The 26,281-nt window shown below is 55.4% G+C and carries 26 protein-coding genes and 1 pseudogene; 15 read left to right on the top strand and 12 right to left on the bottom strand.

Annotated elements, in window-relative coordinates:
- The first annotated feature begins 106 nt into the window (after window positions 1-106).
- From A9J21_RS31150 to A9J21_RS21520, 4 genes are all read left to right on the top strand, one after another.
- The gene (locus A9J21_RS31150) at window positions 107-1,507 is read left to right on the top strand and encodes a tyrosine-type recombinase/integrase (RefSeq protein WP_197497546.1); all 1,401 of its coding nucleotides are present in this window, start codon (window positions 107-109) and stop codon (window positions 1,505-1,507) included.
- Window positions 1,494-3,326 carry a hypothetical protein gene (locus tag A9J21_RS31700; RefSeq protein WP_156546084.1) on the top strand — a complete coding sequence of 611 codons (1,833 nt, stop codon included), beginning with the start codon at window positions 1,494-1,496 and terminating at the stop codon, window positions 3,324-3,326. The genes A9J21_RS31150 and A9J21_RS31700 overlap by 14 nt, the downstream gene beginning before the upstream one ends.
- 104 nt (window positions 3,327-3,430) lie before the next feature.
- Window positions 3,431-5,593 carry a hypothetical protein gene (locus tag A9J21_RS21525; protein ID WP_156546082.1) on the top strand — a complete coding sequence of 721 codons (2,163 nt, stop codon included), beginning with the start codon at window positions 3,431-3,433 and terminating at the stop codon, window positions 5,591-5,593.
- On the top strand, window positions 5,583-6,047 hold the full coding sequence (locus tag A9J21_RS21520) for a hypothetical protein (RefSeq protein WP_066739195.1): 465 nt from the start codon (window positions 5,583-5,585) through the stop codon (window positions 6,045-6,047). The genes A9J21_RS21525 and A9J21_RS21520 overlap by 11 nt, the downstream gene beginning before the upstream one ends.
- Window positions 6,048-6,239: 192 nt before the next feature.
- Here A9J21_RS21520 and A9J21_RS21515 read toward each other — a convergent pair whose 3' ends face one another.
- Window positions 6,240-6,554 carry a helix-turn-helix domain-containing protein gene (locus A9J21_RS21515; RefSeq protein WP_082926555.1) on the bottom strand — a complete coding sequence of 105 codons (315 nt, stop codon included), beginning with the start codon at window positions 6,552-6,554 and terminating at the stop codon, window positions 6,240-6,242.
- A gap of 260 nt (window positions 6,555-6,814) precedes the next feature.
- Between A9J21_RS21515 and A9J21_RS21510 the strand changes: the two genes are divergently transcribed.
- The 6 genes from A9J21_RS21510 (at window position 6,815) to A9J21_RS21485 (ending at window position 10,751) form a co-directional block, all read left to right on the top strand.
- Window positions 6,815-7,240, top strand: coding sequence for a hypothetical protein (locus tag A9J21_RS21510; RefSeq protein ID WP_156546080.1), 426 nt, complete (start codon window positions 6,815-6,817; stop codon window positions 7,238-7,240).
- A gap of 138 nt (window positions 7,241-7,378) precedes the next feature.
- Entirely contained in the window at window positions 7,379-7,723 is a 345-nt protein-coding gene (locus A9J21_RS21505) for a helix-turn-helix domain-containing protein (protein WP_066739193.1), read from the top strand.
- Window positions 7,710-8,039 carry a hypothetical protein gene (locus A9J21_RS21500; RefSeq protein ID WP_066739192.1) on the top strand — a complete coding sequence of 110 codons (330 nt, stop codon included), beginning with the start codon at window positions 7,710-7,712 and terminating at the stop codon, window positions 8,037-8,039. The genes A9J21_RS21505 and A9J21_RS21500 overlap by 14 nt, the downstream gene beginning before the upstream one ends.
- A 24-nt stretch (window positions 8,040-8,063) precedes the next feature.
- Window positions 8,064-8,555 carry a hypothetical protein gene (locus tag A9J21_RS31145; protein WP_156546078.1) on the top strand — a complete coding sequence of 164 codons (492 nt, stop codon included), beginning with the start codon at window positions 8,064-8,066 and terminating at the stop codon, window positions 8,553-8,555.
- A 507-nt stretch (window positions 8,556-9,062) separates the two neighbouring features.
- On the top strand, window positions 9,063-9,662 hold the full coding sequence (locus tag A9J21_RS21490) for a hypothetical protein (RefSeq protein ID WP_066739190.1): 600 nt from the start codon (window positions 9,063-9,065) through the stop codon (window positions 9,660-9,662).
- Between the two features lie 450 nt (window positions 9,663-10,112).
- A complete protein-coding gene (locus A9J21_RS21485; RefSeq protein WP_066739189.1) occupies window positions 10,113-10,751 on the top strand; it encodes a hypothetical protein in 639 nt (212 codons plus the stop codon).
- Between the two features lie 134 nt (window positions 10,752-10,885).
- Here the strand turns inward: A9J21_RS21485 and A9J21_RS21480 are convergent, their stop codons facing one another.
- Window positions 10,886-11,335, bottom strand: coding sequence for a hypothetical protein (locus A9J21_RS21480; RefSeq protein WP_066739188.1), 450 nt, complete (start codon window positions 11,333-11,335; stop codon window positions 10,886-10,888).
- Between the two features lie 231 nt (window positions 11,336-11,566).
- On the opposite strand from A9J21_RS21480, the gene A9J21_RS32730 reads away from it, so the two are divergent.
- A complete protein-coding gene (locus A9J21_RS32730) occupies window positions 11,567-12,142 on the top strand; it encodes an HAD domain-containing protein (protein WP_404851403.1) in 576 nt (191 codons plus the stop codon).
- 645 nt (window positions 12,143-12,787) lie between these two features.
- Here A9J21_RS32730 and A9J21_RS21470 read toward each other — a convergent pair.
- Together A9J21_RS21470 and A9J21_RS21465 are read right to left on the bottom strand one after the other, a co-directional pair.
- A complete protein-coding gene (locus A9J21_RS21470; RefSeq protein WP_066739186.1) occupies window positions 12,788-13,402 on the bottom strand; it encodes a hypothetical protein in 615 nt (204 codons plus the stop codon).
- A gap of 150 nt (window positions 13,403-13,552) precedes the next feature.
- On the bottom strand, window positions 13,553-14,629 hold the full coding sequence (locus A9J21_RS21465; RefSeq protein WP_066739185.1) for an RES family NAD+ phosphorylase: 1,077 nt from the start codon (window positions 14,627-14,629) through the stop codon (window positions 13,553-13,555).
- A 187-nt stretch (window positions 14,630-14,816) separates the two neighbouring features.
- On the opposite strand from A9J21_RS21465, the gene A9J21_RS31135 reads away from it, so the two are divergent.
- Both A9J21_RS31135 and A9J21_RS32725 read left to right on the top strand, forming a co-directional pair.
- Complete coding sequence (locus A9J21_RS31135; RefSeq protein ID WP_082926554.1) at window positions 14,817-15,131, top strand: H-NS family nucleoid-associated regulatory protein; 315 nt, start codon at window positions 14,817-14,819, stop codon at window positions 15,129-15,131.
- A gap of 684 nt (window positions 15,132-15,815) precedes the next feature.
- Window positions 15,816-16,112, top strand: coding sequence for an HAD domain-containing protein (locus A9J21_RS32725; protein ID WP_197497545.1), 297 nt, complete (start codon window positions 15,816-15,818; stop codon window positions 16,110-16,112).
- A gap of 68 nt (window positions 16,113-16,180) precedes the next feature.
- Here A9J21_RS32725 and A9J21_RS21460 read toward each other — a convergent pair whose 3' ends face one another.
- The 4 genes from A9J21_RS21460 to A9J21_RS21445 all read right to left on the bottom strand — a co-directional run bounded on the left by A9J21_RS21460 (window position 16,181) and on the right by A9J21_RS21445 (window position 20,619).
- On the bottom strand, window positions 16,181-17,050 hold the full coding sequence (locus tag A9J21_RS21460) for an amidohydrolase (RefSeq protein ID WP_066739184.1): 870 nt from the start codon (window positions 17,048-17,050) through the stop codon (window positions 16,181-16,183).
- A gap of 94 nt (window positions 17,051-17,144) precedes the next feature.
- Window positions 17,145-18,431, bottom strand: a complete 1,287-nt coding sequence (locus A9J21_RS21455) for an MFS transporter (protein WP_066739183.1) — start codon at window positions 18,429-18,431, stop codon at window positions 17,145-17,147.
- Window positions 18,432-18,639: 208 nt separating this feature from the next.
- A complete protein-coding gene (locus A9J21_RS21450; protein WP_066739182.1) occupies window positions 18,640-19,557 on the bottom strand; it encodes a 2-hydroxyacid dehydrogenase in 918 nt (305 codons plus the stop codon).
- Between the two features lie 81 nt (window positions 19,558-19,638).
- Window positions 19,639-20,619 carry a tripartite tricarboxylate transporter substrate binding protein gene (locus tag A9J21_RS21445; RefSeq protein WP_066739181.1) on the bottom strand — a complete coding sequence of 327 codons (981 nt, stop codon included), beginning with the start codon at window positions 20,617-20,619 and terminating at the stop codon, window positions 19,639-19,641.
- Between the two features lie 126 nt (window positions 20,620-20,745).
- Here A9J21_RS21445 and A9J21_RS21440 point away from each other — a divergent pair, with 126 nt between their 5' ends.
- Window positions 20,746-21,645, top strand: coding sequence for a LysR family transcriptional regulator (locus A9J21_RS21440; RefSeq protein WP_066739180.1), 900 nt, complete (start codon window positions 20,746-20,748; stop codon window positions 21,643-21,645).
- Between the two features lie 4 nt (window positions 21,646-21,649).
- On the opposite strand, the gene A9J21_RS21435 is transcribed toward A9J21_RS21440, so the two are convergent.
- A complete protein-coding gene (locus tag A9J21_RS21435; RefSeq protein ID WP_066739179.1) occupies window positions 21,650-22,984 on the bottom strand; it encodes an MFS transporter in 1,335 nt (444 codons plus the stop codon).
- Window positions 22,985-23,129: 145 nt separating this feature from the next.
- The gene (locus A9J21_RS21430; protein ID WP_066739308.1) at window positions 23,130-24,254 is read right to left on the bottom strand and encodes a mandelate racemase/muconate lactonizing enzyme family protein; all 1,125 of its coding nucleotides are present in this window, start codon (window positions 24,252-24,254) and stop codon (window positions 23,130-23,132) included.
- A 347-nt stretch (window positions 24,255-24,601) separates the two neighbouring features.
- Here A9J21_RS21430 and A9J21_RS31130 point away from each other — a divergent pair.
- Window positions 24,602-24,754, top strand: a pseudogene (locus A9J21_RS31130) (H-NS family nucleoid-associated regulatory protein); the annotation flags it as partial.
- Window positions 24,755-24,955: 201 nt separating this feature from the next.
- On the opposite strand, the gene A9J21_RS31125 reads toward A9J21_RS31130, so the two are convergent.
- Both A9J21_RS31125 and A9J21_RS31120 read right to left on the bottom strand, forming a co-directional pair.
- Window positions 24,956-25,927: a tripartite tricarboxylate transporter substrate binding protein gene (locus A9J21_RS31125; RefSeq protein ID WP_082926553.1), complete on the bottom strand. Its 972-nt coding sequence runs from the start codon at window positions 25,925-25,927 to the stop codon at window positions 24,956-24,958.
- Between the two features lie 30 nt (window positions 25,928-25,957).
- Window positions 25,958-26,281, bottom strand: coding sequence for a hypothetical protein (locus A9J21_RS31120; protein ID WP_156546076.1), 324 nt, complete (start codon window positions 26,279-26,281; stop codon window positions 25,958-25,960).

The raw sequence follows: 26,281 nt of genomic DNA, 5'->3' as shown, positions 1-26,281 counted from the left end.
GGGCAACCTGTGAACCTCATCGAAGGCCGTGCATGGCTTCGGGGTGTGGGCGGGCGAACTGTCCACATAGGGTATACCCACACGATTTGATATGAGGAACGCCCAAATGTCAGATTTGGATGCGGTATCCAAGGATCTGGTCGGTGAGACCGACGAACCGGTTGAATGGGTCGTACGGAAGTTTCGCAAGAAGTCGGCCGGAAGACTTCCTGATAACCCCGGCCAAGCGCCTAATGCTGCAACTATACCCCGCGGCTTCCCATTTGTTATCGACAATATCAGCGGAGCTATCGCCGAGCTCATCTTTTTCTATCTTTACGAAGGGCATTACAAAGAAAAAGCCTGGGTTTTTGTGGAAAACAAACTCAGTTCGTATGCTTTTGATTGTAAAGATTGGTTGATTTTCCTGGATGCATTTGGAATTGTGTGGCATCAGGCAACAGTCGATGATCTTGAAAGCTATATCGGGGTAATGAATGCGACCGTCTCCCCAACATCCGGGGAGGAATATCGTAATGCAACTCCGCGGAGGCGAGTTTCGACGATAGAGGGGCTTTATAAATGGGCGCGCGAGAAAAAATTATATGATGGCCCCCTTCCGTTGAAAGCACTTTTGCTGCCGGCAGTCAAAGAGGGTAATGATGGCGGAGTCGAGTCGCGGCGGAAAATTTACGTGAGCAAAATCGCCGAAGAGGACGAGCCGGTTCGGGTAATGGAAATTGAGCAGGCCCGATCTATTATGAATAGCCTCGGCCGCTTACCATCCGACTTTCTAAAATCCCGAGAAGAAGGAACCTTTGATTCTGTCGACGAGGAGATTCAAGAGTTAGGATTTGATGTGGGTTCCTCGCGTGACAGACTCGCTGGTGAGTATGCGCTGAATTCGGGATTGCGCATCAGCGAGATCCGCAATCTCAGTTATCGACTATTTGAAAAATTTGATTCTAATCTGTTGGCAGATAATCGGAACTACAAAATTCGAATTGTAGGGAAGGGTAGGAAACCGCGAAAAGTCGATGTTCCCGGATGGTTGATTAAAGAGACGCTCGTATATATCGCGTATGAACGCCGACTGATCGCGGAGAAAATCAACATTGCCACCAGTAGCGACGCTCTAATTATAAATCCAACATTTACGCATCAGCACGCGGGAAAACGAGTATCAGTTCGCACGCTCGAGCGCAGATTCGCAAAGGCATGTATCGATGTTGGGCAATGCCAGTTCGAAGAGAGAGCCAGTATCCGGCAGAGAGGGATTCGAGTCGAGAAAAAGGCTTTCGAAAAACAGTTTCCGCTTTTTGTTTTTCATGATCTACGGCATACCTATGCCGTATGGACCTACTATGCGAGAAAAAAGGCTGGAGACAGTGAGCCCTGGCTGTATATCCAGGCCCGTTTAGGTCATGCTCATCTGACGACGACGATGGACACGTATCTGAAAGCCGCTGGCGACTTCGAGGCTGCCGTGTCGGACGCTTTAATGGAGCACATCGGTGGCATCAGGTAATCATTTGCGTTACGCGCAGCTTAGTGACGAACAACTCAAGGCTATTGAGAGTAGGTCGAAGAATGTGATCGTCTCTAGTGAACTGAATTCGTATGTTGGTCCTAAGGAAAATCTTGAATTTTTCGAAAGAGCGCTGGAAAAGCTCCAAGCGACGCTTGCCGGGTGCGCTTGTGCTGAAGAGTTTGCGTCGGCTTTTGTAATTTGGAGTAACAACCCGGATCGTAAAGCGAAGCTCCTGTTTGAGCGAATGCATTCGAGGATTGCAAACAGTTGGGTTAACTATCTGAAGAGGCGTAACTTCGAAAGCCTTAGAACGGAGGAAATTACCCGACTGATAATCGATGATTTTATAAAGTTCATCAGAAAGGAGTGTCACGTTAGTTACAGCACCCAACGTGGCTACTGGGGGGCTTTTCGCAGCCTCCTAGAAGTTATCAGAGAAAGTCCGAGGCTGAGGCATCGGTTGTCCCCAGAGCTCTCTTGGCCAAGCCGACCGTTTCGACGCGAAGGGGCTTCCCATAATCCGACTGAAGCGTTGGATGCAGCAACTCTGCGAGCATTGTTGGTTGCTTGTCGGGCTGAGGCAGCGGAAACGATTCGTGAATTTCGAGAATTACGGCCGATTATCGAAGGGGGAAATCCCTATCTTGGCGACCAAGACCTTGATAGCCGGGGGCGTTATAAAACGATAGAAAGCGCCTTGTGGAGGCTAAAGGAAATCGGATTGCTGCCTATTCCCTGTCTGGCCGATATTAAGAAAATCGATGGAAATTTGGGAAATGCAATTCAGTTTTTTCACGGGATGAGGGCCGTGATTTTGCCATTTTACCCAAGCGCTGACCGATTGGTTCCCTTTATCTTGCTCCATGCTATCTATACGTCTGGAAACACCGGGTCACTTCTCGGTATGCGTCTTCGCCAGATTACTCATAAGAAGGTAATGGGTGTCAAGCGAATAGTTTACAGATTTGTCAAGCCCAGAGCGAAAGGACAGTATTCTAGGAGTTTCGCGCATCAAGATGACGACATTCTCTCGCCTGCGATGCTGCACTCTTTTCTGTTGGAGTGGACATCCTTAATTCGGGGCAAGGCAGGGAAATTCGCTGGCAATCTATATGTGTTTGGCACTCGAGAGGGCACAGTTCGAGGTTTTCTGACAGGCGCGCAGGCAGGGGTTTCTTTTGACGTCTTATGGAAGCGCGGACTGGAAAATTTTATCGACCGCCATAAATTACCAAAATTTGGCATTAAGAACTTGCGGACTACAGGGTTAGACCTAGTCCGCGTCTTGAGTGGCGACGACCTTCGTGCGGTACAGGCCGCAGGAGGTCAGAAAAGTGGACAAGTTGTGCAGGCTCATTATGAAGGCGCCTCCGCCCGGAACCGCAGAAATGAAGCCTTGAGCGAAGTGATGACGACGATGGAGGGCTGGGTTGGCTCTGCCGGGACGCTTGACCCGCGTGTGACACCGACCTACAGCGATATCCTGGCGGCAACCCCTGGGTGGCATTGTGCGGATCCGTTTGATTCCCCCGTTCCCGGTGAAATCAAAGGCCGCCGATGTCAAGCGTTCGGCAGGTGCCCAGGTTGCCCCTTCGGTGCGGTCAACAAGTTTTCTGCCTATTCCCTCGCCCGGGCTTTGCAGCTTCTCGACGAAGTGATTAATGCGAGAGCCTACCTAGACGTACGCCGGTGGTCCGCTGCATATGAAGAAGTCCAACTGGCTCTGCAGAATAGATGGATTCCGTCGTTCGATGACGAAAGCGTCTGGGAAGAAGCCAAAAAGTTGTCACTCAACCCGTTAGGAAGGTTGGAATGAAACCATCGGCGAAAGCGCCGTCAGCGGCGCACAAAGTTGTGGAGGTCGACACTCCCCTTATACGAGTGTCCACGCACTCAATTTGGCCCGACTATTCCTGGCGATTGGACACCACCACTCCCGGGCAGACCAACCGGATGTTTTGGGATTTCGCGTTGCCGGACGGATCGCGCTCAACTGACAGCCAGCATCAGGTCTTACTGGAATCATTCCGCGAAGTTTGCTGGGGAATGCTCGAGGATGGTGGTTGGTACGGGGCAGCGCTTTCGCCTGGAAGTGGGCCTGCAATGTCCGCGGGCTCGAAAGAGCTTTTTTGCTGGATGAACTATCGTGGCCTTCGGGACTTCGGTGAGCTAACCGAGGAGGCATGGGCACAATACCATTCCGACCTTCCGACTCTTCTTTTGAATCGATTGCGTTTCTATGACGACAAGGACGCCCTGTATGGCAGCGTGGAATGGGGGGAGGTTGAGGATGCAGCAGATGAGGAAGGCTTCAACGACGACGATGCCACCGGTGACCAGGAAAACGAGATCGATGAGACGTTGAACGAAGAGCAGGCGGGCGATACCGCGACCCCTCTCGATGAGGACGATAAGATCACTTACAACCAAGTGAGCACGAGAATTAAGTTAGCTTATTATATTTATGCTCAGCGCTCACGATTAGAAAAAAGAGGGTTGCCGTGTACCGATTTGGTACCGTTCGCGGGGCGGAAAGTGAACGTAGTAGCGGGCGAATTGGCAGCGCATGTTATTAAGCGCATTCCTCCGTTGCCCGATGAGATAGCACAGTTGTTGCTTAAGGCTGCGCTGAAGTGGGTCGACGAATATGCGCCGGATGTGATTCGCCTTCAAAACACTTACCTTGATGCGCGCGAAGAGGCGATTGAGAAGGGACTTGCACGCTCCACCATCAATAAATATGTTCGTACGGCAATTTCAGGATTTTCATTCAATAGCGAAGGTAGCTGCGATGGATCATGGCGAGATCAGCTCACCGCTTTCAATACTCTGATTCAAGACGGTCGAGAAACAATCTTCCGGCAGGTCGAGGCGCTAAGGTACTTCATCGTTCGAGTGCGGACCGCGGCTGTCTGCATTCTTCAGTATCTGGTGGGTCTTCGGGGTAGCGAAATCTGCGGCTTGACTGGTGGTTGGAACGAAGAAAAGGGATTGCCCGTTTGCATCTCCCGAAGGCTTTCCAGCAACGGTCTCATGGAAATGTTCTATTTGCAAGGTGTTGTCAGCAAGGGAAGGCCTGACCCGAAAGAGACGGAGTGGCTACTTGGCTGTCGTCCAGTTGGAGCAGACTATCTGCCCCCTCCAGTTCGCGCTGTCTGCACTCTGGAAAAGCTACTCGCTCCATGGCGCATCTTAGGGGGGAGATCTGAACTTGTTGTCCACTTTGTCGCAGGCCGCGGAGTAGCGTGGAATCCAAAGAAAATCACTGCATTCAAAATCACAACTTTGCTGCGGACATTCAAGAGTTTTGTGGCTTCAGAGGTGAACTTCAATAGACTGCCCTTCGATAGCAAGCGAGGAGAGGATTTATCGATCTACATAGCGACTGGAGGAAGATGCATTACGCCGTCGCAGGGGCGCAAGACCTTCGCTGCCTACGTACTCGATGTCAGAACTTCGCTGCTTCCGGCCGTGCGCCAGCATTTTAAGCACTACAGTGACGCAACCACCGAATCTGCATACTACCCCGCAGACGCCCGACAACGTCGCGATGTCGACGACCTCATTGAGTCAGAGACAATTAACTTCTTTGTTGCCGCTGTTCAGGGAGAAAAACTCACAGGCCGCATGAGCGATGTTATCGCTGAATACTTCAGCCGCGAACAGTTCACTGGGGCTAACGACTATGCTGAGTGCGTTCGCCGCGTCACGGAAGTAGTGACGACACACGATTTGCGGATTTTTTTCTCCGACCACGGAAACTGTTTTATCCGTGCAAAGCCCCTAGAGTCTAGATGCCGAGCGGCGTCGGGAACCGTGAGTTGGGGCGCGACCGTGCCTGATTTTAGTAGTCGAAACCCCGGGATGTGCGCCGGATGTGGTTGCTTTGCAATTGACGTAACGCATCTTAACTTCTGGGCCGAGCGGCACGAGCATTACGCGTTTATGGTAAGACGAGCCAAGCGAGCCGGGCGTGAGCGGGAGTTTGCAGTCCACAAGGCGCGAGCTGATCAAGCCGAGAAGGTGGTGGCGGTGCTTATCGAAGCCTGGGAAGCGAAAAGAGGTTCCTTCTATGGAAACTAACGACGACTCGATAAGCGCCGACTTCATGTCTGCGCTTAAGCGCCTGATAGAGGGCACGCCTACCAACCCAAAGGTCAAGCTGAAAGCTGCAAATGGCAAGCTACGTGTCAACGTTCTCAATGTCTCACTCGAAGCCGGGCACTCGCGGTCCCTCGTTGGGCTTGCGAATTGTGCTTACCCCAAAGTGCGCGAAGCGATTCTCGAAGCAATGGACGACCCCACCGGCCCTCGGGAAGCGCTCAAAGCCCACATCCGGCGGCTACGAAACCTCAATTCGGAGCTTGAGGACATGTTGGCCGAACGCGATAGCTACAACGCGCTGCTGCTTCTGCGATTGAGAGCTTACGAGCAAGGCAATGACATGGCTGGAAGACGAAGAAAGCCAGCGACCAGCGAAGAGCGCAAGATGGCGATGTCTATTGTCAAGGCGCCTAAACAAAAGGGCGAGGAGTAGGTCGCATTGGACTCGCTATGGAGAACCCTCTCCGTTGCGGCTATCTATTGCGAATTGCTGAAGATCCAGTTCGAAGGCTTTCCGTTTTCGGAGGTTGACGGCCATCAAAGCTGGCGTGCGTTGGGGGCTTCCTGATATCGAAAACGGTAGGACGGGCAAACTGCTGACACGCCCGACCTAATATTCCGTTGGCTATTTCCCGTCCGCGTCCTGCCCATCTGGCAACGCAGCCTTTTCAATCAACGGCAACAACGCCTCTGCTTGCAGCAGTAGCTGGGAAACGCGGATGTCCAACGCCGCCGCTATTCGCCCGAGCGTACGCAAGTTCGGCGATCCATCGCCTCGCTCAAGACGGCTCACCGCAGCCGTCTGCAAGCCAGATCGCTCGGCTAGGGTCTCCTGGTTCATGCCTAGGCCCTTGCGCCGAAATCGGACAGCCGCACCGACGGCCTGCTCAAGTTTCATATCCAGCACTTCGCTGTGAAAAACCTTAAGTTTTTCGGCCACGCGAGATGCCGTCCAGATTGCGTTTTGATAAAAATATACGTCAACGTATAATATGGTATAGAAAAGCTATTTTATCTACGCAGTTGGAGCCACTGCGAGCTATCTGACCATGCCGGAACGCCGTTGACTGGCAAACGGAGTGCCTGGCGTTTTGACTAAGGCGGCAGTGGTCACTTACTTAATAGCTGCGAGCCGAGCATCGCTTTAGAGTTGGTGCCTATGGTGCAATCGCGCGGCCGTTGGAGGGCCTGGAAGTGGAAATGGAACACATACGTAAAGGGCTGGCCGCACTGCTGGAAGAGTGGCCCGAGGGGACGGCTAACACTAGGTACAGCGCCGGCAAGGCCATTGATCAGATGAACGAGCTGGAACTGATGTACCAACTGTGCATAACAGATGGGCTCGAAATCATTGGCGATCCCGCAAAGGCCTTCGCTGCGTACGACGCGAGCAGAGGCAGTCTTCGGGTCTACTCAATGAACAACGCCCATGTTCAGCTGACGCCTTGCGACTCTACGAGCCGACTGGCCGTCCTCGAGTACGCTCAGACTCACGGTGCAAGCTTTACCGCCACCCGTGACGAAGTCGTTTGTGCAATAGAAGACGTCACAGCAACGGGGAAGACATACTTCGTGGCGGCGCTAAGGGCCATGGCGAAGTATCACGCCGCCCACAAGCCTGAATAGCAAAGTCAATGATGCCGAAACGAGCCGTTTTTCCTCGTTTCAACTGGCAACAAGTTGCCTGCAGTAGCCAGAACGGCCCACTAGCGGCAGAAATGCTCCCATTGTTGCAGAACGCTTTAGCGCCAGGAGAGTAGTGACATGGCGCGCATAGACCCCTCTCGTTTGTACACGCCAGAGGAGCTCGAATACGAGATTGGCTCCAATCTCAGGCGACTCCGTATCAATCGCAACCTGGAACAAGCCGTCCTTGCCGAGCGCGCTGGCGTGAGCACACGCGCATTGCGTAACCTCGAGTTGGGTAACGGCTCGTCATTGCACACGCTGGTCTGCGTCGTGCGAGCGCTTGGCCGGCAGGAGTGGTTCGACACCATCGGTCCAGTAGCCACCATCAATCCGCTGATGATGACTAGGGATGCAGAGCCCCGCCAGCGCGCGAGCAAGCCTCGCGCAAAGAAACCGGAGACGAACAATGAACCTCAATGACGTGCCAGAGGACTTTCCTCGCAGCACTATGTCCTCGGTAGTGACCGGCGTTCAACCGAAAATTGGTGTCCGCGAAATCGACGGGCGCTACGTCGCTGGGGAGACCGAGGAAGAGCGCTACGAGCGGTGGGACATCTGTGAAGACTTGGCGCGACAGTTGTTGCCAGTTGCGCAGAAGGATGAGACCGAGCATGCGGGGCAGCCGCGCGAGAAGACGCTCTGGCGGATACGCATCTCAGTGTCGCGGAAAGGCTGGTGTTCCGAAGACGAGCTGGATTGGCTCATTGGACGATTGACGGTGCTGCTCCGGGCTTGAGTAGCCAACCAAGGAGAAACAGGCGTGCCGCTTCAGTTGAAAGATGCCCTCGACAAGCTCTACCGACCGCCCAAAGACGGCAAGCGTCAGGTATTGGCAGTGTCGCGGGGTGTGGCTGAGAAATTGCCTCGCCTGGAGTCAGTGGCGGTCATTTCAGTGACTGCGCCAGGGAGGCCGCTGGCCAGGCTGGATGGATTCAATCATGTTTTGCGTCTGAGTTTCGCTGATGTCGACTTCATGAATCCGCAGCTTTCGGCTCGTGGAAAGGAGAAGCTGCCGAATGCTTTCCGGCCAGAGCATGGGGAGCAGATTCGAAGGTTTGTCACGGGGCTGCATGGAGAGATCGCGACCGTTGTCGTGCATTGCGAAGGTGGATACTCCCGATCATGCGCGATTGCGCTGGGACTGCATCGGCTGTATGGCTACGAGGCGGACGCGCGACAAGTTTCGACTGCTAACCCTTCAGTTTTGCACGTCTTGATGACCGTCCAGAAGAAGGTCCCCCGGAAGCCGTAGTCGGCCACATAGTGCTGTTCTCCTGATCAGCCAAGTCACTATCCTCAATTTCGCGATATTCCAACCCGTTGCGTATCGCATTGATGGGCGTCCCTATACTCGGGATGCAATCACAATCGACCGCCTACCTCGACGCGCACGACCTTGCCGCCATCCTCGAGGTCACTCCAGCCACCGTCCGTCGCCGCTCCAAACGACGACCCCATACGCTGCCTGCGCCCGCATACCTCGGCCCCCGTTTCCCACTTCGCTGGCGCCGCGCAGACGTAGAAGCTTGGCTGCGGGGAGTCGGCAAACCTTCCTCGCAAAAAAGTTCACCGCCGTTCGACTGTGAGAACGCCCTTGGTGCCTAGGCGTATTCCGCTACTGCACATGTCAGGGTAGGGCGCGCAACAACTGGCGCCCAAATCATGGCGCCAACGCGAACCTACACTTATATACAGGCGACACATGCCCTGTGCGAGCCGCTGATTGGCTTGGCTCGCAACCCCCTTTCAATCACCAAGCATGAACAACGAACAATCGAGCCACCGGCTCACCGCAGACGACGTCTATGAGGAAGTCGCGAACACCGTCGTCACTTACATGGTCGACTGTGGCCTGAAGGATATCGATGTGATTGCCGGCGAGTTTTTCTTCGCCTTGGATCACGCCTACAAGCCGCTTCCGCGGTTCTGGCGCGACTTTAAATTGCAGCCTGTGATTCACGCTGTATCCACGCAGTATCCTCAGTGGTTTTCCGTAGCACTGCGGCGCGACCGGAATGCAAAAAATGTGGTGCGCATCGTAGAGAAGTTCTTGAAACGAAGCGCATTCGACGAGGCGAACGCAGAAATGCTGATGGTTTTGCCGCCGCAGGACCGGCCGGCGACTGCTGACGACGCCTTGGACTGGATTTGTGAGCGCTTCATTGCCGAAGGCCACTATTCCAAGCTCAGGTTTGCACAATGGATAGGCCTTGATTGTGGGGCGCAGGCGCTCCAAGTGATGCGTGGCCTTGAGCTGGCTGCAGCGGGCATCGAATACTCGAGCCCTTGTGCTTCCTTCGCTCGCGAGATTCGGGACCAGTGCATTGCGAAGCGTCGTGCGGCCCTCAGCTTGGCGTGATGCTTGGCTTGGCCAGTCCCTTGCTTTCCGCTTCCTTGATGACGAGAGGTCATCGACCTCCTTGTTCACCGAGCGAAGCGTGTCTTGATGCCTGCCACGGTGTAGAAGGGTTGCGTCCCCGCGAAACTTCGAAAATTAGAGTAAAACCTCTAATCCGGAAATCTCTGCTCGCTCCAAACCAGTTTTTTCAGTCGGCTTCGGGGCGCCTCAAGAAGCGCGCATCGGGCCTCTTTTCCCCAAGAAATTCACCCCTTAAGATGCGGCCATCGCAGCAGAAACACTCTGCATCCGGGTGATTCCGGGTCATGTCAGATGCAGGAGTTTTGGCGCTATACGGGTTGCAGATCGCAGATATCCACGACGGTGCGGGACACCTCGGGGACCTCATCTGCCGCGTTCGGTTCGACCTGAGCGCGCAATCCTTGTCATAACTTCAGCAGGACATTAGAGATGGAAACGAACTTCATTACGGGCTTTGGCCCGAACTGTGTGCCGGTCGGAAAACTGCATGCCTTGCAATCGGTTGGAGCAAGGTTCAAGCAAGCGCGAGGCTTGCCTGGCAACCTTCCGGTGCTGACATGCCCTATTCGCCAGGAGGACAGGCGCATGTTCGGCCCGTCGTACGAGAATACCAACCTGGGGTTCGGGTGTATCGATCTCGAAGATGGTAGCAAGCTGCAGACAATCCGCTTCCAGATGGAAGATTTGCAGTTCTACTGGGTGGCCGATATCGTCGACCCGGTGATGTGGGCAGCTATCGATGTGTGGCGGATAGTGGGGCGCTTCCCGTTCCTGTTTTACATGCAGAACGGCGACACTTGGGATGCAACTTTCAGCGTTGTCAACGCACCGTTTGGGTCGCTTCGGAATGAAGCGTTTCGACGTGGTGCGAATGTAGCTCCTAGTGCGGCTACCGCGACCGAACTCCTCAGCCTGGTAGCGAGCGGAAGTCTGCAAGCGGGAGCGACAAGCGATATCCCTGGGGTGCCGCTGCGCCACGTATTTGTAAACGCGTTGGTGACGGAATGGGCGAAGGATGTCGTCCACCAAGTCGCGAAGGCGAGCATCGAAGAAGGAACATACGCTTAAGAGCATCTTCAATGCGCGGCCTTCGAGGTCGCGCATTCTTTTTTAGGGCCGCACTGCAGCAAGGCCCTTGGGCGGGGAGGGTTGCAACGATGGCGCGGAGGCGTCTCAAAGCTTCGCGCGCAAGGGAGATTGCGCTACCGCCGGCCGCCCAGGAAGTCAAGCCAGTCCGATGCGTAAGCGCATTGCATCGGCTCAGGGTCTTCTTCGATGACCGGACATCCCGAGAACTCAATGCGCTTGCGGAAGAATGTCGCTGCCGGCTCAGGGATCTCCGAAAGGCGGACGTACCTGGTGTCTCCCGATTGGTGAATGGGGACGCTCGGCACTTGAGGTCGCGGCGGCAACACTTCGATTCCAGTCAATCCTACTGCCAATGCGCGGGCCACCAGGTCAAAAACCGACGCCGCGTAGCGGGGATAGGCATGCAGTGTGCGCTTCTCCCGGTCGCCAAAAGGCGGCTCGCTCAATTGCACGACGTAGTCGGACACTGCGCTACGCTCAAACCTCCCTATGTAGGCAGTAGCAATCTCCTTTCCGGATTCGTCGCGTCCCGGCCGGACGACTTCCACGGTGATTTTCAGCATGATGGACGTCGCTACAGCGACTCTCCTGCGTGACAGCGGAAGCCCAGTGTATGGCGTTCGCAACGTCTGTTGCAAAAATCTTCACGTAACCGGCACAACCTTGCCCGTTGCCGGTGGCGGCTACGAAAAGTGGGGCATCGAGCGTTGCAGCGACCATTGCCGGACCACATAATCTCTCCGTCATGAAGGGGAGGCAAGCGTGCGTGTGGTGAAGTGTTGGCGGTCAGGCGCATGCGGCGCGCATCAGGAGATGACGCTGTGGCCGTGACGCAAGCAGAGACATCGTCGGTCCAACCGCTACACGTGCTCTACTTGGACTTCGATGGCGTTTTGCATCCGGACGCCGCGTACAGGACGAGGAATGGCATTGAGCTTTTGCATCATCCCGGGCACAGCTTGTTTGAGAACGTCCCTCTGCTCGATCAGCTGCTAGCTCCCTATCCCGACGTCAAAATCGTGCTATCCACATCCTGGCTTCTCATCAAGGGAGGGTACGATCACGCGAAGGCTCGACTCTCTCCGAGGCTGCAGGAGCGATGCATTGGTGGAACCTTCCATCGCCGCGAGATGCGCAAAGCCTGGTTCGAAAGCAAGTCTAGGCCGGACCAAGTACTTCTCGACGTCCATCGGCGAAAGCCGGCACGCTGGCTTGCAGTGGACGACTCGCCGGATGAGTGGCCCGACTGGGCAGGCGCGCATGTAGTCCGCACCGACCCTACGCACGGCATTGCCGAAGACCGAGTACTCGCGGAGCTGCGGGCGACGCTGGATTGCCAGTTCCGAATTCATTCTGCGGCGGGACGATGACGCTTTGACTGTCAGGAGTGTAGTGAACTATCGGCAGTCAAGCGCACGCGGCGAAAATCTGAAGATGGCGCACTGACGGCGACTACAAGAGAGACATCGTCGGTCCAACCACTGCAAGTGCGCTAACTGGACTTCGGGCGTGCTGCATGCGGATGGTACCTACCAAACGAGAAACGGCTTCGAGCTCCTGCATCATCCGGGGCACAGCTTGTTCGACACGTCGCTCTGCTGGATGCGGTGCTAGCTCCTTACGCTGACGTCAAGATTGTGCTGTCCACCTTCTGGATTCTCCTCGATGGAGGATACGAGTTCGCCAAGTCTCAGCTCTCGCCAGGCTTCCAGGAGCGATGCATCGGTGGAGACTTCAATCGTCGTGAGACGCGTGAGGCTTGGTTTGAAAGCATGTCCAGGCCAGAGCAGGTCATCCTGGACCTCAACAGAAGGCAACCAGTGCGTTGAATAGCCGTCGACGATTGGTCGGAAGAGTGGCCTATGTCGGCGCAACCTCGTGTGGTGCGAATCGATCCAGTGTTCGGAATATCCGATAGGAGTACGCTAGGGACTTGAGGCAAAAAATCAGTGGGAGTGTTGCGGTCAATCACTACCCGATGATTCCTTAATCTGAGAGTTGTGTTTGACGTGATCTCACTGGGTTGCTTCTGCTCGTATGCGACCCGTACGCTCGCGGTTGGCGAGAACCATCCCCTTCCAGGCACCGTTACGTATCGCGTGATCGATCTTTTTTGCGAGCGTCATCCTGCGGTCGACAGCCGCTTCCATCCTTATGCCTGCTTTGCGTGAGCAATGCGGGCATTCAATGTGACCAGTAACTTCCGAAGTTGGCGCGGCCGCGTAGGACACCCGCCGTTCATCCAGCTCAAAGTCGCACCACTGGCAATAGGGCGTAAGACTAGACATTCCCTTGCTGGGATCCCAGCGCCAGAAAACTTCGCCAAAGGTTCCCTGTGTGAATTCAGCGAGCCTCGGTGTGCCCTCTTTAGGCTCCTGTTGGTCGCTTTCTAAGATCGCGTATCGGCTGCGTAGATACACGGCACGTAGTACCAGCAAGCCCATGAAAATCCATACCAGTTGAACTGGATCAATGAGCGGCGTTCTGAGCCAGGTGCCGAAATCAACCACCCAGTTTGGAATCCAGTTCCAAGACCACTCCAACTTGGCTGACTCGGCCTTGCCAAGCATCCATGTGACTAGCGCACCAACTGTGCCAGCCACTGAAGCATTGTTCCAGAACCCCTTCATGCCGATAAAATTCCGAGTTTTCGTTGTGTTAGTGGGTAATTGTGCCACCATCCGAGGCAGTGTTCAGTAACAGTACCCATAGTTTGCTGAGTGTGTTTGCGCGAATGGCGGCGGCGTGTTGCCGTACCCGAGTATCTATCGTTGCTAGTCTTAGTAGGTAACTGGGCCGAAGTGTGCCCTGTAACCGACCTGTGTCAGGACGAGGCGATTCATGCATTCGACACGAACCGACCCAGCTTCGATCGGACGTCCAAACAGTGCGAAGTTGGGGATGGTGAATGCTTTGGCGTATTCTTCTGCTTCCGGATGGTAGCGACGTAGCGATAGTCCGTATGTTGTCTCAAAGGGGTGTCCACCGGTACGAATGAGGCTAAAGAACGACGGGTAGATTATTCCGTCGAAGCCCGCGTCCCTGGCTGCAATAGAAATGGAGCGTGAGATGTCGTAGGAATGGGAGCGTGCAAGGAATAGCATATGTATGGCCATATCCAAGCTCTCAAACTCCGTTACGTCTTCTTTCAATACATGCGTCAAATCTAGTAGGCGCAGGGTTCGCAATGGTTTGAGGGTGGCTACGTAGAGATCGTCTTCCGCCGTGGCTCTGCATTCGTGAACACAAACGTCGATGTCCTGCGAGCCGTACATTACGGGAAAGCCCGGAGCATCCAACCTCCCTTTACCCGCCAAGTGAATCGGTGGACTATCGTACTCCGCAGGATCATCGGGACGTTCTGGACAGACGCGCATTCGATAGAAAGCCTCATCCTGAGATAGCGATCGTTCAGGATACTCCTTCAAGATTAGTTCGATGATATTGGGTCGTGTCGCAGGGTCTTGCAGGTCCTTCAGTGGTTCAACTTCGCCGACCATCCAAAGGCGTGGACCATAATGGAAGAATCCAATTTTCGCGGCCTCTTCAATCAATTTGATGTCGTTCTTCAGCCATGGCGAAGGGGAGATATCGCTTCTGCCGTAGCGATGCTCGTTAAATTGAATTACTGGAGCTGCTCCATACTTGCATCGGATCGTTGTTCCGCCCACAAAGAAGCGCCACGCAACTCCATTTATGAGGGCCTTAGTTAGCTTCCGCCCACTCGTGCTTTTGCAGTTAGGGCACGGACCATCTTGTTCGAGACCACTGTGCATTGCATCGATCTTTAGGCCTTCATCTACAAAGCAATCGGAGCACAGGAGGGGAACTTCTTCATCTTCGATTTTTGTAGTCATGCTTGGCTTTACAGAAGGGTTAGTTGGATGAGGCGACTTTACTCGATAACGTGCGCAGTGGGACTGCGCCGCAGTAGCCCCGAGAGTACCAAGGTTGGTGCACCATTGTCCCTTCGTAAGTTGCAATGTGCGAACGCCGAACTCGGATTGAGTTACATTGTGACTTTCTTTGTCACAGGAATCCCCCATGGCGACCTACAAGCAACTACTGGCCCAGAAGGAAGCACTCGAGGCTCAACTCGCGGAAGTTCGCGCAACTGAAGTCGCTGGCGTCATTGAGCAGATTCGCACGCTGATGGAGCAATACGGTCTGTCCGTCGATGATATTCAAGGCAAGCGTCGTCGCGGACGCCCTGCAGGAAGCGGAACCGCGAAGGCAGCAAAGGAACCGTTGCCCCCGAAGTATCGCGATCCAAAGACGGGCAATACCTGGTCGGGCCGAGGTCGTGCGCCGGCTTGGCTGGGCAAGAATCCCAATAGATTCCTGATTGCCGAGGAGTGATGGGAAGCCCGTAGCACGCGGCTTTCATCATTGGGAACTCGAAACAAAAAATGGCATCCGCGAAGCGTTCGAGCGCATGGCTCGAGATTGCAGAAGATGATATCGAAGGCCGACTTTGACTCCTGCTCGGTAGGCTCACGCATGCCATTGCACGCTTAGATTTGGCTATCGTCTACATTTTCGATTCTTGGGGGGCTGAGGATGACCCACGAGTCCGTGCGCCAACGGTATCCAGTGCCGTCTAACAGTGTGCCTGCGCATCGCCGTGATGCAAGAGTTGCCCACCGACTCGGCGGCTGGTAAGCCCGAAGTCGAGATTGAACAAGACCTACTTTGAAGAGTGGGCTATTACGACTTCCGCGCGTACACCCAGATGACGTCGAGCGGGGCGAACCATGGGTTCGTGCTTGCAAGGCACCACACGCTGAGCGGGACAGGACTCTGGCGAACGCTCCATTTGAGGGGGGTGAGCTAGGCTGCTGTAACTCCAGCGTGTGGAAGGGCCGCATGTATCGATGGGCGTTCCTATACTGCACATGCAACCGCCATCGACCGCGGTTGGTGAAGGGACGTAGAAGTTTTCCCGTAACCGGCACAACCTCACCGCTTATTCGAAAGCGCAGCCAAAAGAGCGCTTCGAGCCTTGTGCGTGCCCTGTGCGCTTGAACGCCAGTGCTTCATCGCATGCACGCGAAGTCGCAACTGTCGGTTGATTTGCAGGAGCGATGCATCGGTGGAACCTTCGATCGCCGCCAAACGCGAAAGGCATGGTTCGAGAGTATGTCAAGGCCTGAGCAGGTCATCCTAGATGTCATAAAACGAAATCCACCCGCGTGGATTGCTGTCGATGATTGGCCAGAGGGGTGGCCCGACTGGACGAGCCCGCATGCTGTCCGCGCCGACCCTACGCATGGCCTTGCTGAATGCCAAGTACTTTCGGACCTGAGGGTCAAGCTGGATTGCCAATTTGGGTCACCTTAACGCACGATTCGCATCCCAAACCTGGAAAGCAGTGGGGCGCCCTAACGACAGGGTGCCCATCGCGTGCGTTAGTCGCTGTTGAAGCCATAGAGTCTCGCGGGGTTGTCCACAAGAATCTGGTCTCGAATTGCGAGGTTTGGTGTCCAGTCGCTAAGTAGATCTAACAGTGCTGCGTCATCTGGCATACCGCTCCCCAAGCCTGGGTGTGGCCAATCTGTGCCCCACAGGCATCGGTCAGGGGCCGCATTCACTAGCGTCCGTGCCAAGGGCTGAACGTCATCGTGCGGGTAGGGATTGTCGGAAGAGCGGTAGCCGCAGAGCTTCACCCACGTTTTGTTGTTGGAAAGTAGGCCCAGCATTGCTTCAATCTCATCGCGGTATGTCGGAGAGTTGGCTCTAATCATCCCCATATGGTCTATGACGGCGGGCGTCGGCAATGCGGCAATCAACGGTGCTAGCTCCTGAAGTTGGCGGCCCTCCAGGTAAAACTGCAGGTGCCATCCCAATGGAGCGACGCGTTGCGCGACGCGTGCTATCTGGTCGGAGGTCATCCCACCCGCGTTTACCAAATTGAAGCGAACGCCTCTTGCGCCTCTGAGATGCATCCGTTCAAGTTCGGCGTCTGACACGGAGTCATGCAGCACAACCACCGCGCGAGAACGTTCGATGCCAAAGGTTTGAACTGCGTCAAGCGTGCAGCGGTTGTCATGGCCGTAGACGCTAGGTTGCACTACGACCGTGCGCCCTAGGCCAAGCTGCGCGGCCATTTTTCGCCAATCCTGAATGGACGCAGGAGGCGGCGTGTAGTCCCGCGGTACCCCGAATGGATAGACACGCTCGTCTCCAAAAATGTGGAAGTGGCAGTCACATGCCAAGGGAGGGGCTGGAATGCGCGGAGAACGGCTTACAGGCAATGCAGGCAAGCAGGGCGTAGTCATAAGAATCCTGAGCGAGTGCCGTTCACCGGGCACTCATCGCGCGAGATGGGTAAGTGTGTGCAGAAACTTTCTACCGGAACTGAATGGGCTCGATCTACACTTTCGAAGTGACACCCGGCTCAGGCGCGGACGATGCGTCGTCTTTGCCGTCTTCGGGTGTATCCGGCAAGCCCTTTCCCATGGTTTCCGGCAACATGCAGAGGGCGATGATCATGCATCCGTATGCGATGAAGCCAAACATTGCAATTGACTTCCCGAGTGGCATTTTCGCAGCCAGGAGGCCAATAAGCAGGGGGAATAGAGCGCCGACTCCGCGTCCTGCGTTATAGCAGAACCCTTGACCTGCGCCACGCATAGCAGTTGGGTAGATCTCGCTGAGATACGGGCCCAGCGGTGCAAACACCATGTAAGTGAACAATCCCAAGAAGAATCCGCTCGGAAGCATGACGGTATTGGTGATTGGTAGCACGAGGTAGACGACAAGCATCAATGCCGCACCAACGGTACTTACGAAGAAAGTCTTGCGCCTTCCAATGGCGTCTCCGAGAAATGCGCCGATGATGAATCCTGCGAATGCGCCAAGAATAAGGGCGAAGGTGAATGCACCGGTCCCAATCACAGAGAGGCCGCGTTCAGTGCGCAGATATGTGGGAAGCCAAACCTGGTAGACGTATGTGGCGCCTTGACAACCGGTCGTGAAGAGTGACAGCTTAATGGTCGTCGAAAGATACGTCGGGCTAAACACCGCGAAGATGGACTGCTTCGGCTGACGTGCCTTGTTGCGGGTGAAAATCTCCGGTTCATCTACATGACGCCGCAAGAAGAACACGAGGCCGGCCGGCGCGATGCCGATCCAGAATAGCCAACGCCAGGCTTGCTGCTCAGAGACTAGCGAGAACACCACTGTGTAGAGAATCGCTGCGATGCCCCAGCCCACCGCCCACCCACTTTGCACGAAGCCTCCCGCTCGACCGCGATATTTGTCACGGATGACTTCCGCGATGAGCACCGAACCCGCCGCCCATTCGCCACCGAATCCAATGCCTTGCAGAGCGCGAAAAATGAAGAACTGCTCGAAGTTTTGCGCGAACCCACAGAGAAAGGTGAATACTGCGTACCAGGCGACCGTCAGTTGAAGTACCTTCACCCGCCCGTAGCGGTCGGACAGGATTCCAGCGAGCCAGCCGCCGATAGCAGAGGTGACGAGTGCAACCGTTCCAAGTACGCCAACTTGTTGCGTACTGATTCCCCATGCTGCAATTAGCGTGGGTATGACGAAGCTGAACAATTGGACGTCTAGTGCGTCCAAGGTCCAACCCGCGAAGCAAGCCCGCAGCGTCGTATTCTCGCGCGGTGTGAGATCTTTCATCCATCGAAACATTCCGGTCTCCTTGCCCGGAGCAAGCTCCGGCTATATTGGCTACCTCGCTCTTGTCATGGGCGGGTAACTCTTGCGCTCCCTGGTGAGCCAGCCAAAATGGGCCATTAGCCAGGGTTTTGACACATCCGCGTTTGCACCGCCTACGAGAAAGGGTGACGAGGGGCGATTTCAGCAAACACTAGAGGCGATTTTTTTCCAGCCGTGCGCGTCACAGCACTGGCGTTAATGCAGGGTTCCCCTGTAGCACCGCATGGAGGTTGTCCAACGTGAGTCGCAGCATCTGAATACGGGTCTGAACAGTAGCAGAGCCCGCATGAGGAGAGAGCACGACGTTGCCAAGACTTCGCAGGGGAGAGTCGTTGAGGGGCTCTTCTTCAAAGACATCTAGAGCGGCACCCTGAAGCGACCCGCGCTGCAGCGCGTGACAGAGCGCCGCCTCATCGACCACGCTACCTCTCGATAGATTCACGATCCAACCATCGCCCAAGGCATCAAGGACTGTCGCGTCAATCAGGCGATGGGTATCTTCTCCGCCACGACAGCAGAGCACCAGAATGTCTGCCCACCCGGCGAGCGACATGACGCTTGGGAAGTAGCACCACGGGACGTCTTGTTGGCGACCACCGCCGTAGCCGACTGATACGCCGAACGGCTCAAGGCGACGCGCAAACTCTTTACCTATGCGTCCCAAGCCTACAATTCCAACGTGCATTCCACTGAGACTAGTCGTCAATGGATATGCGCCGTTTTGCCACTCTCCAGAGCGCACGTAGTCATCAGCCCCCGGTATTTTCCGGAGCATGGCCAGCAACAGGCCAATCCCGAGTTCGCATACGGCGGCGTCGAGAACGCCTGGCGTGTTCGTGACTGTAATGTTGCGAACGCGCGCCTCCTCCAGCGGAATGCCGTCGTAGCCGACGCCTGAAGTTGCGATAATCTCTAACGCAGGGAGTTGATGGATCAGCTCAACAGGGACGTGGTAGTTGCTGCGGGTTACGATTGCTCGAACTCTTGACCGCAGCCCGTCGTCTTTTAGCACCACATCAGGATCGAGGCAGACGAACTCTTGGTCAATCCGTCGCTGTAGCTCGGGGGGGAATTCCCCCACCTTTACGATTTGTTCCATAGGTCTCTAGTCGCGACAACGTGAGGTTGTCGGGGCGCTCTCATTTGTAGTGCGAGAGCACCTCGGTTCATCCGCCGATGGCTACACTTCTGGCGTGATTCCCTTTTCCTTGATAAGTTGCGCCCACTTGTTGCGCTCTGTGCGCATGAACGCGGCGAAACGCTCCGGAGTTCCGCCCCCATCCTCGGCGCCAAATTCGTCGAGACGTGCGATCACGTCCGGCATAGCAAGCACCTTGTTTACGTCGCTGTTGATTCTGTTGACCATCGCCGTCGGCATCTTTGCCGGTCCGACGAGCCCGAACCAAATGCTGGCGTTGAATCCGGGATAGCCAGATTCTGCGACGGTCGGCACATCCGGAAATGACTTGGCTCGCTTCAGTCCGGTCTGGGCAATGGCCTTCAGCTTTCCGCTTTTGATAAACGGCGCAGTGGTAGTCATGCCTTCAAATGCGTAGTCGACCTGGCCGCCAATCAGATCGTTCATCACCGGAGCAGCGCCCTTGTATGGCACATGCAACGCAGAGATGCCCGCAGATTTTTCAAAGAACGCAAGCGCCAGATGCTGAGCCGAACCAGCTCCCGCGGAACCGAACGAGACCTTTCCTGGGTTCTTTTTGCACCTGTCGACGACCGCTGCCAGGGTCTTCGCTGCTTGAGCGTCGTTTGACACGAGAACTTGAGGGGTCTGTCCAACGAGGGCGATGGCAGTGAAATCGCTTTCCGCATTGAACGGAAGCTTGGGATACAAGCCTGGTGCGATTCCGAGTGCATTGATATGTCCCATGAGCAAGGTGTTGCCATCCGGCGTGGCCTTCGCTACTTCAGTCGCGGCAATGCGGCCAGCGGCACCAACCTTGTTGTCCACAAGGACGGAAATCCCCCACAGGGCGCTGAGCTTGTTGGCGACGATCCGGGCAAGGACGTCGGTGCCGCCGCCAGCCGGGAAGCCAACGACAACGCGCACGGGCCCCGTTGGTAGTGGGCCGCCATTTGCCAAGGCGGGTAGGGCGCATCCTGCCGATGAAGCGGCAAGGATAGAGAGGAATCGGCGGCGTTCCATAAAGTCATGTCTCCTGTTTTTTTGCTGATAGTCCAGTGGCTTGGATGCCTTTGAGGCACTGTGCCTCCAACCGAAGTACAAAAAAAGCGGCTATAACCGTCGTCAGAGCACGTAAAATTAGTCGTTATGGATACGCGATTCCTTCAGACCTTCATTACCGTTGTGGACATGGGTTCCATCGCCGAAGCTTCGCGAAGACTGGACCTGGCGCCCACAACGGTCGCTCAGCAGATTCGTGCGCTGGAAGCGGATATCGGGGCTCAGTTGCTTACGCGCTCGGGTCGTACCGTTAAGCCAACGGTTGTCGGGACCCGGATCCTTGAGCGCGCCCGTGACCTATTGAGCGATGTTCGTGACTTGCATTCGGCGGCATCTGACACTGGATTGCCAGCAGGGCCCTTGCGTCTGGGCGCGACGCCTACTGCATTGATGGGGTTGCTACCGCCGCTGCTACGACAATGGATGAACGCCAATCCGAATATCTCGGTCTTCATCGAGCCAGGCACATCGGCCCGACTCTTGGATCGTGTGATTTCCGGGGAGTTGGATGCGGCAATCCTCGTGCATCCGACATTCGAACTCCCGAAAACTTGTGCCTGGCGTCAACTACGCGAAGAGCCGTTGATCTTGCTGACGCCCAGCAGCATGCAGGTAACGGACCCGCTGGCTACGGCTGCGCGAGAGCCGTTCATTCGTTATGACCGGAACGTTGTTGCTGGAAAAATGGCGGACGACTACTTGCGAGCGCATGGTGTACGCCCGAAAGTGCACTTTGAACTGGACGGCATTGAACACATCGCCAAACTCGTGGCCGAAGGCTTCGGGGTTTCGGTCCTACCCGACTGGCCAGTGATTGGCAATTCTGACCCTGCACTACGTCGTTGGCGCCTTCCCTCCCCATGTCCCTCTCGCCGCGTCGGTATGTGCTGGTTGCGTGCGTCAGTGCGTGCGCAGTTGGCAGAGGCTTTCGTCCAGATGGCCGAAGCTCACCTGGACGAAGGGAAGAAGACGCGTCGCAACAAGTAGTTGCTTAAGAGCGCTCGTCAGCGGGCGTCGAGAGTGCGCCGTGTATGTCGTTTCCGGGATTTTCAGTGCGATTGCGCCGCGGATGAATGAAGAGGATCGCTATCAACGCTGCGAGGCCAGCCATTGTTGCCAACGCGAAGAGGCCACTTGCATAGCTGCTGGATTCGCCCTTGAAGCTGCCAACGAGGTAGGGGCCCGCAAAGCCTCCTAGGTTTCCAATAGCGTTGATGAACGCGATGCCACCTGCCATGGCTGAGCCGCTGAGGTATGTAGCCGGCAGCGACCAGAACGGCCCTTTGCATCCCAGAATCCCGATTGCGGCGACACTGAGTGCAACGATGGACCAGGGTGATGCGCCTAGAGAGCCGGCCAATGCTAGTCCTCCGGAGGCGAGGATCATCGTCAGAGCGAGGAACCAACGCCGCTCGTTAAATCGATCCGACAAGTATCCTATGAGGAGCATGCCCCCGCAGCCTGCAATGTACGGAATGGACGTGATGAGACCGACCTGCATTGTGCTGTAGCCCTGCGCTTTGATGATCTGCGGCAGGAAGAATGACAGTCCAAGGTTGGCAGCAATGGCGCAGAAATAGACGGATGCGAGCACCAAGATAGCGGGATTCGCAAATGCCTGGCGCAGCGCCGAAACGTTGTGAGCACTGCTAGCGCCAGCGTCCTTTGCAAGTTCACTGTCCAACCACGCTCTTTCTTCAGGAGTGAGCCAAGATGCTTGGTCAGGGCGGTCCGTAAGCAATCGGAGGACAGCGAACGTACCTATCACAGCGGGTAGCCCTTCAATGACAAAGAGCCATTGCCAGCCTTTGATGCCCAATACTCCGTCGAGCTCAAGGATAAGTGTGGATAGCGGTGCACCGATAGCAATCGACACGGGAATCGCGAGGCTGAAAATAGCGACAATTCTCGCGCGGTATCTGGCTGGGAACCAGTAGGTCAGGTAGAGAATTACGCCGGGGAAAAAGCCTGCTTCTGCGACACCTAGTAGAAAGCGGAGAGCCAGAAAGCTCGTAGGCCCTTGCACTAGCGCCATAGCACAGGAGAGTATGCCCCAGCTCAGTAAGATGCGGGCAATCCAGCGGCGTGCGCCGAACCGTAGCATCAGGAGATTGCTTGGTACTTCGAAGAGACAGTAGCCGAAGAAGAATATCCCAGCGCCCCAACCGAACATGTAGGCCGTCAGACCAATGTCCTTGTTCATGGTAAGGGCCGCGAAGCCAACGTTTATGCGGTCGATGTAGGAAACCACATAGAGGATCATCAATAGCGGAATAACGCGCCAGAAGATTTTGCGCATTACCACTTGTTCATCAGGCTTTTGCATACTGTCTCCAAACAAATTCAGATTCTCGCGGCGTAAGTGCAGTGAGCCATTCGAACAGTTGCCTCTGCTCGAATGGCTCACCACGTTCTTGAGCGCAGTATCGCGCTCAAGAACCCACCGTCTTATAGTTATGTGACGCTGCGAATTACGACACAGTCGACCATTTGCCGTACTTTGCGACTTCCTTCTCGTCGAAGCCAAAGCCCAGACCAGGCGTCTGATGAAGAACGACACGGCCCTCTTTGTGGTCCAGTTGACGGTCAACCAGACGACGGAAGTTCAGCACCTGGTCATCCCAGAAGAACTCGACATATCGTGCGTTCGGCGTGGCAGCGACCAGCGGTGCATGCACGTCGTGGAACCAGTGCGGACACACCTGAATGCCGTAGCCGGCTGCCATCGCAGCAATACGCTTCCACTCCGTGATGCCACCGCATACGGCAGCGTCCGTCTGCAGGATGGCGGCGCCACCCATATCCAGGAGTTGCTTGTGGTACCAGCGTCCGTAGCCAATTTCTGCGGTAGCGACGGGAATGCGGGTCAGCTTCGCCAGGCGCGCGTGGCTTTCGATGTCGTCGGGGCTGAACGGCTCTTCAATGAAGTACGGATCGTATTGTTCGATGCGGCTAAGGTATTGCATAGCCTGGACGGTATCGGTCCAGCCGTTATTGCAGTCGAGCATCAGCTCCACGTCGGGGCCGATGGCCTCGCGAGCGGCGCGTACCCGCGACTCCTCGCCTTGCGGGGACCAGCGACCGGTCTTCATCTTGACGGCCTTGAAACCCTTGGCAACGTAGCTGGCCATTTCTTCGCCAACCATCTCAGCCGTCTTGCCTTCGACGTAGTAGCCGCCACTGGCATATGCAGCCACGGTCTCTGTTTCGACTGCGCCAAGGAACTTGTGGAGCGGCAGGCCAACGCTCTTAGCATTCAAGTCCCACAGCGCGATGTCCACTGCGCTGATGGCGCGCATCACGGTACCCATGCGGCCTTGCAGAAGAGCCTCTTGGTACATATCTTTCCAGAGGCCTTCGACCGCCAGTGATTCCTTTCCAAGGAGCACCGGGGCAAGAAGTTGTTCAACGGCGACACGGAAGATCTCGCCTGCCGCGCTTCCCACATAGCAGAAACCGATGCCTTCAAGACCGTCGGCAGTGCGTACCTTGACCAGACCATAGTGACGGTCGTACACGGTGCGACTAGAGAGGGAAGTTACGTTATCCAGCGGAACGCGGGCTGCGCAGACTTCGATAGATTTGATGATTGGCACGGACAGGTCTCCTTTGGTTCGCACGTTCATGCGGGTGCAGGAGAACTATGGGGCAAGGACATCTGCGCAAAAAGCGCCTTCATACTTATTCATAACGCGTAAAAACCGTGTTGTTGACGAATTGGTTGCAGGCGTCGCGTTGGCCGCGTACGTGGTGCATGGTGCGCTCGTTAAGGTGCTTTGATGACGAGCAAGGGCAAAGCCATCAAATACAAGCAATAGATTCAGGCGCAATCGTTCAGAGTGCCTGGCGGGGGTCAACTTCGGTCGAGGGGCTGAGAGCAAATCCGCACGCTGATGGAGCGATACGACCTGCCCGTGGAGGACATCCAAGGCAAGCGCCTTCGTGGCCCGCTGGCAGTGGGGCCGCGAAGGCTGCCAAGGAGGCATTGCCTCCCAAGTATCTTGACCCCAAGACGGGCGCGACCTGGTCGGGCCGTGGCAGGGCGCCGGCCTGGTTGGGAGAGTATCCGAACCGGTTTCTGATTGCGGAAGAGTAAATGGGTCGGAACCACCGCCTCTGTCAGACGGTGGCCAGGTATTCGCCAGGTCTACTTGCCTTTTGCGGCGCCGTGTTCAGATGCCGGGGCCATGCACAGAGTGCACCTCAACCTGCTGAAGTGGTCTCAGGGCAGAGAGGACGGTGTCCATTGACCGCGCGTCAACTCTCCAGTTGAAGGTGCAATCCAATGAGTTGTTAGTTATTCCGCCACGATACCTGCTGCCTTGATAATTTTTGCCCACCGTGCCGTCTCGTCCGCTTGAAATGCTCGCAGATGTACGCCATCGCGAAATTCAATCAGATTTCCTGAGGATTTTGAAAATTGCTTAACGCTCTCACTTTTTAGCGAATCGTTAAAAAGTCGACTGAGCTTTGTGGAGATTGGCAAGGGAGTGCCTGCTGGGGAATAGGCCGCAAACCAGTTGCTAAATACATATCCTGAGATTCCTGCCTCTTCCATGGTCGGGACATCAGGTAGCAGTGGATTCCTCTTCTTTCCAGTAACTGCTAGGGCTCGCAGGGATCCTTGCTTTATGTGAGGGATGCCAGTGGCGGTGTCCGTGCTCATAAAATCAACCTGTCCTCCAAGTAAGTCAATGATCGCCTGTGGGTTGCTTTTATATGGAATATGGGTGACTTTTATGCTGCTCATCTGTTGAAGCAGCTCGGTGGATACGCGACTTGACGCGCTGCCAGCGGCAAAAGTCAAAGTGTTAGGTTTGATTCTTGCCGCATTGATAAGATCGGATAGCGAGCGTATCGAAGACTTAGCATTGACGACAAGGACATTCTCACCGCTTCCAAGAAGCGCCAGTGGCGTAAAGTCAGCTACCGGATCATAAGGAAGGGATTTGAACAAGTTGGGGTTGGCGACCTGAGTTGTGTTGCTTGTAAAGAAGATGGTGTAGCCGTCGGGCGCGGACGTCTTAGCTGAGACAGCTGCCAAAAAACCGCTAGCACCTGGCTTGTTTTCTACGACAACGACCTTGCCGGTCTGCTGACCCATCGCTTCAGCCACGGAGCGAGCGAACAGATCTGTGGCCGATCCGGCACCGAATGGAACAATCATTCTGATCGGCTTCTGTGGAAAGCTTGAGGAAATGTCGGTGGATGCTATTGATTCGCAAATAGAGAAGGAAGCGAATATTGCAGCCAGAAAGATTCGGGTCATTAGGATGGTCTCCTTTTTTTTAAGTGTGGGCTACCCGATATCGATTGGAAGGGATAGCAAGTGAAACGAAAGAGTTTTCCCGTGTGCATCCAGATTAAGGGAATTATTCACGCCGCCGTCCAGTACATCGTCGAGGACGAAGTTCATCGCGCCAAGCCTTGGTAAGAGATAACGAACGACATGAGTTGGCGTCCGATGCCTAAAATGCTCCGTAACACGATCTTCAGTCACCTGGGTCACAAGTAGATCGTAGTCTTCTGGCCGGTAGACGATCACGCTAATATTTGATCGATTTCCCTTATCACCCGTGCGAGCGTGCGCAAGTTCGTAGAGTGGAACGGTTTTGATTGGCAT

The organism is Cupriavidus sp. D384 (assembly GCF_001652915.1).
Classification (GTDB): domain Bacteria; phylum Pseudomonadota; class Gammaproteobacteria; order Burkholderiales; family Burkholderiaceae; genus Cupriavidus.
The sequence above is the reverse complement of the archived record's forward strand: the minus strand, read 5'-3'. Positions and strand labels throughout refer to the sequence as shown.

What these genes read in the sequence shown, in the direction of transcription:
- A9J21_RS31120 (WP_156546076.1), bottom strand. Translation starts at nt 26,281, where the DNA reads ATGCCAATCAAAACCGTTCCACTCTACGAACTTGCGCACGCTCGCACG.
- A9J21_RS32725 (WP_197497545.1), top strand. Translation starts at nt 15,816, where the DNA reads ATGCACGCGAAGTCGCAACTGTCGGTTGATTTGCAGGAGCGATGCATC.
- A9J21_RS31135 (WP_082926554.1), top strand. Translation starts at nt 14,817, where the DNA reads ATGGCGACCTACAAGCAACTACTGGCCCAGAAGGAAGCACTCGAGGCT.
- A9J21_RS21460 (WP_066739184.1), bottom strand. Translation starts at nt 17,050, where the DNA reads ATGACTACGCCCTGCTTGCCTGCATTGCCTGTAAGCCGTTCTCCGCGC.
- A9J21_RS21500 (WP_066739192.1), top strand. Translation starts at nt 7,710, where the DNA reads ATGAACCTCAATGACGTGCCAGAGGACTTTCCTCGCAGCACTATGTCC.
- A9J21_RS32730 (WP_404851403.1), top strand. Translation starts at nt 11,567, where the DNA reads ATGCGGCGCGCATCAGGAGATGACGCTGTGGCCGTGACGCAAGCAGAG.
- A9J21_RS31150 (WP_197497546.1), top strand. Translation starts at nt 107, where the DNA reads ATGTCAGATTTGGATGCGGTATCCAAGGATCTGGTCGGTGAGACCGAC.
- A9J21_RS21465 (WP_066739185.1), bottom strand. Translation starts at nt 14,629, where the DNA reads ATGACTACAAAAATCGAAGATGAAGAAGTTCCCCTCCTGTGCTCCGAT.
- A9J21_RS21470 (WP_066739186.1), bottom strand. Translation starts at nt 13,402, where the DNA reads ATGAAGGGGTTCTGGAACAATGCTTCAGTGGCTGGCACAGTTGGTGCG.
- A9J21_RS21510 (WP_156546080.1), top strand. Translation starts at nt 6,815, where the DNA reads ATGGAACACATACGTAAAGGGCTGGCCGCACTGCTGGAAGAGTGGCCC.
- A9J21_RS21435 (WP_066739179.1), bottom strand. Translation starts at nt 22,984, where the DNA reads ATGCAAAAGCCTGATGAACAAGTGGTAATGCGCAAAATCTTCTGGCGC.
- A9J21_RS21450 (WP_066739182.1), bottom strand. Translation starts at nt 19,557, where the DNA reads ATGGAACAAATCGTAAAGGTGGGGGAATTCCCCCCCGAGCTACAGCGA.
- A9J21_RS21455 (WP_066739183.1), bottom strand. Translation starts at nt 18,431, where the DNA reads ATGTTTCGATGGATGAAAGATCTCACACCGCGCGAGAATACGACGCTG.
- A9J21_RS31125 (WP_082926553.1), bottom strand. Translation starts at nt 25,927, where the DNA reads ATGACCCGAATCTTTCTGGCTGCAATATTCGCTTCCTTCTCTATTTGC.
- A9J21_RS21505 (WP_066739193.1), top strand. Translation starts at nt 7,379, where the DNA reads ATGGCGCGCATAGACCCCTCTCGTTTGTACACGCCAGAGGAGCTCGAA.
- A9J21_RS21445 (WP_066739181.1), bottom strand. Translation starts at nt 20,619, where the DNA reads ATGGAACGCCGCCGATTCCTCTCTATCCTTGCCGCTTCATCGGCAGGA.
- A9J21_RS21440 (WP_066739180.1), top strand. Translation starts at nt 20,746, where the DNA reads ATGGATACGCGATTCCTTCAGACCTTCATTACCGTTGTGGACATGGGT.
- A9J21_RS21480 (WP_066739188.1), bottom strand. Translation starts at nt 11,335, where the DNA reads ATGCTGAAAATCACCGTGGAAGTCGTCCGGCCGGGACGCGACGAATCC.
- A9J21_RS21485 (WP_066739189.1), top strand. Translation starts at nt 10,113, where the DNA reads ATGGAAACGAACTTCATTACGGGCTTTGGCCCGAACTGTGTGCCGGTC.
- A9J21_RS21520 (WP_066739195.1), top strand. Translation starts at nt 5,583, where the DNA reads ATGGAAACTAACGACGACTCGATAAGCGCCGACTTCATGTCTGCGCTT.
- A9J21_RS21490 (WP_066739190.1), top strand. Translation starts at nt 9,063, where the DNA reads ATGAACAACGAACAATCGAGCCACCGGCTCACCGCAGACGACGTCTAT.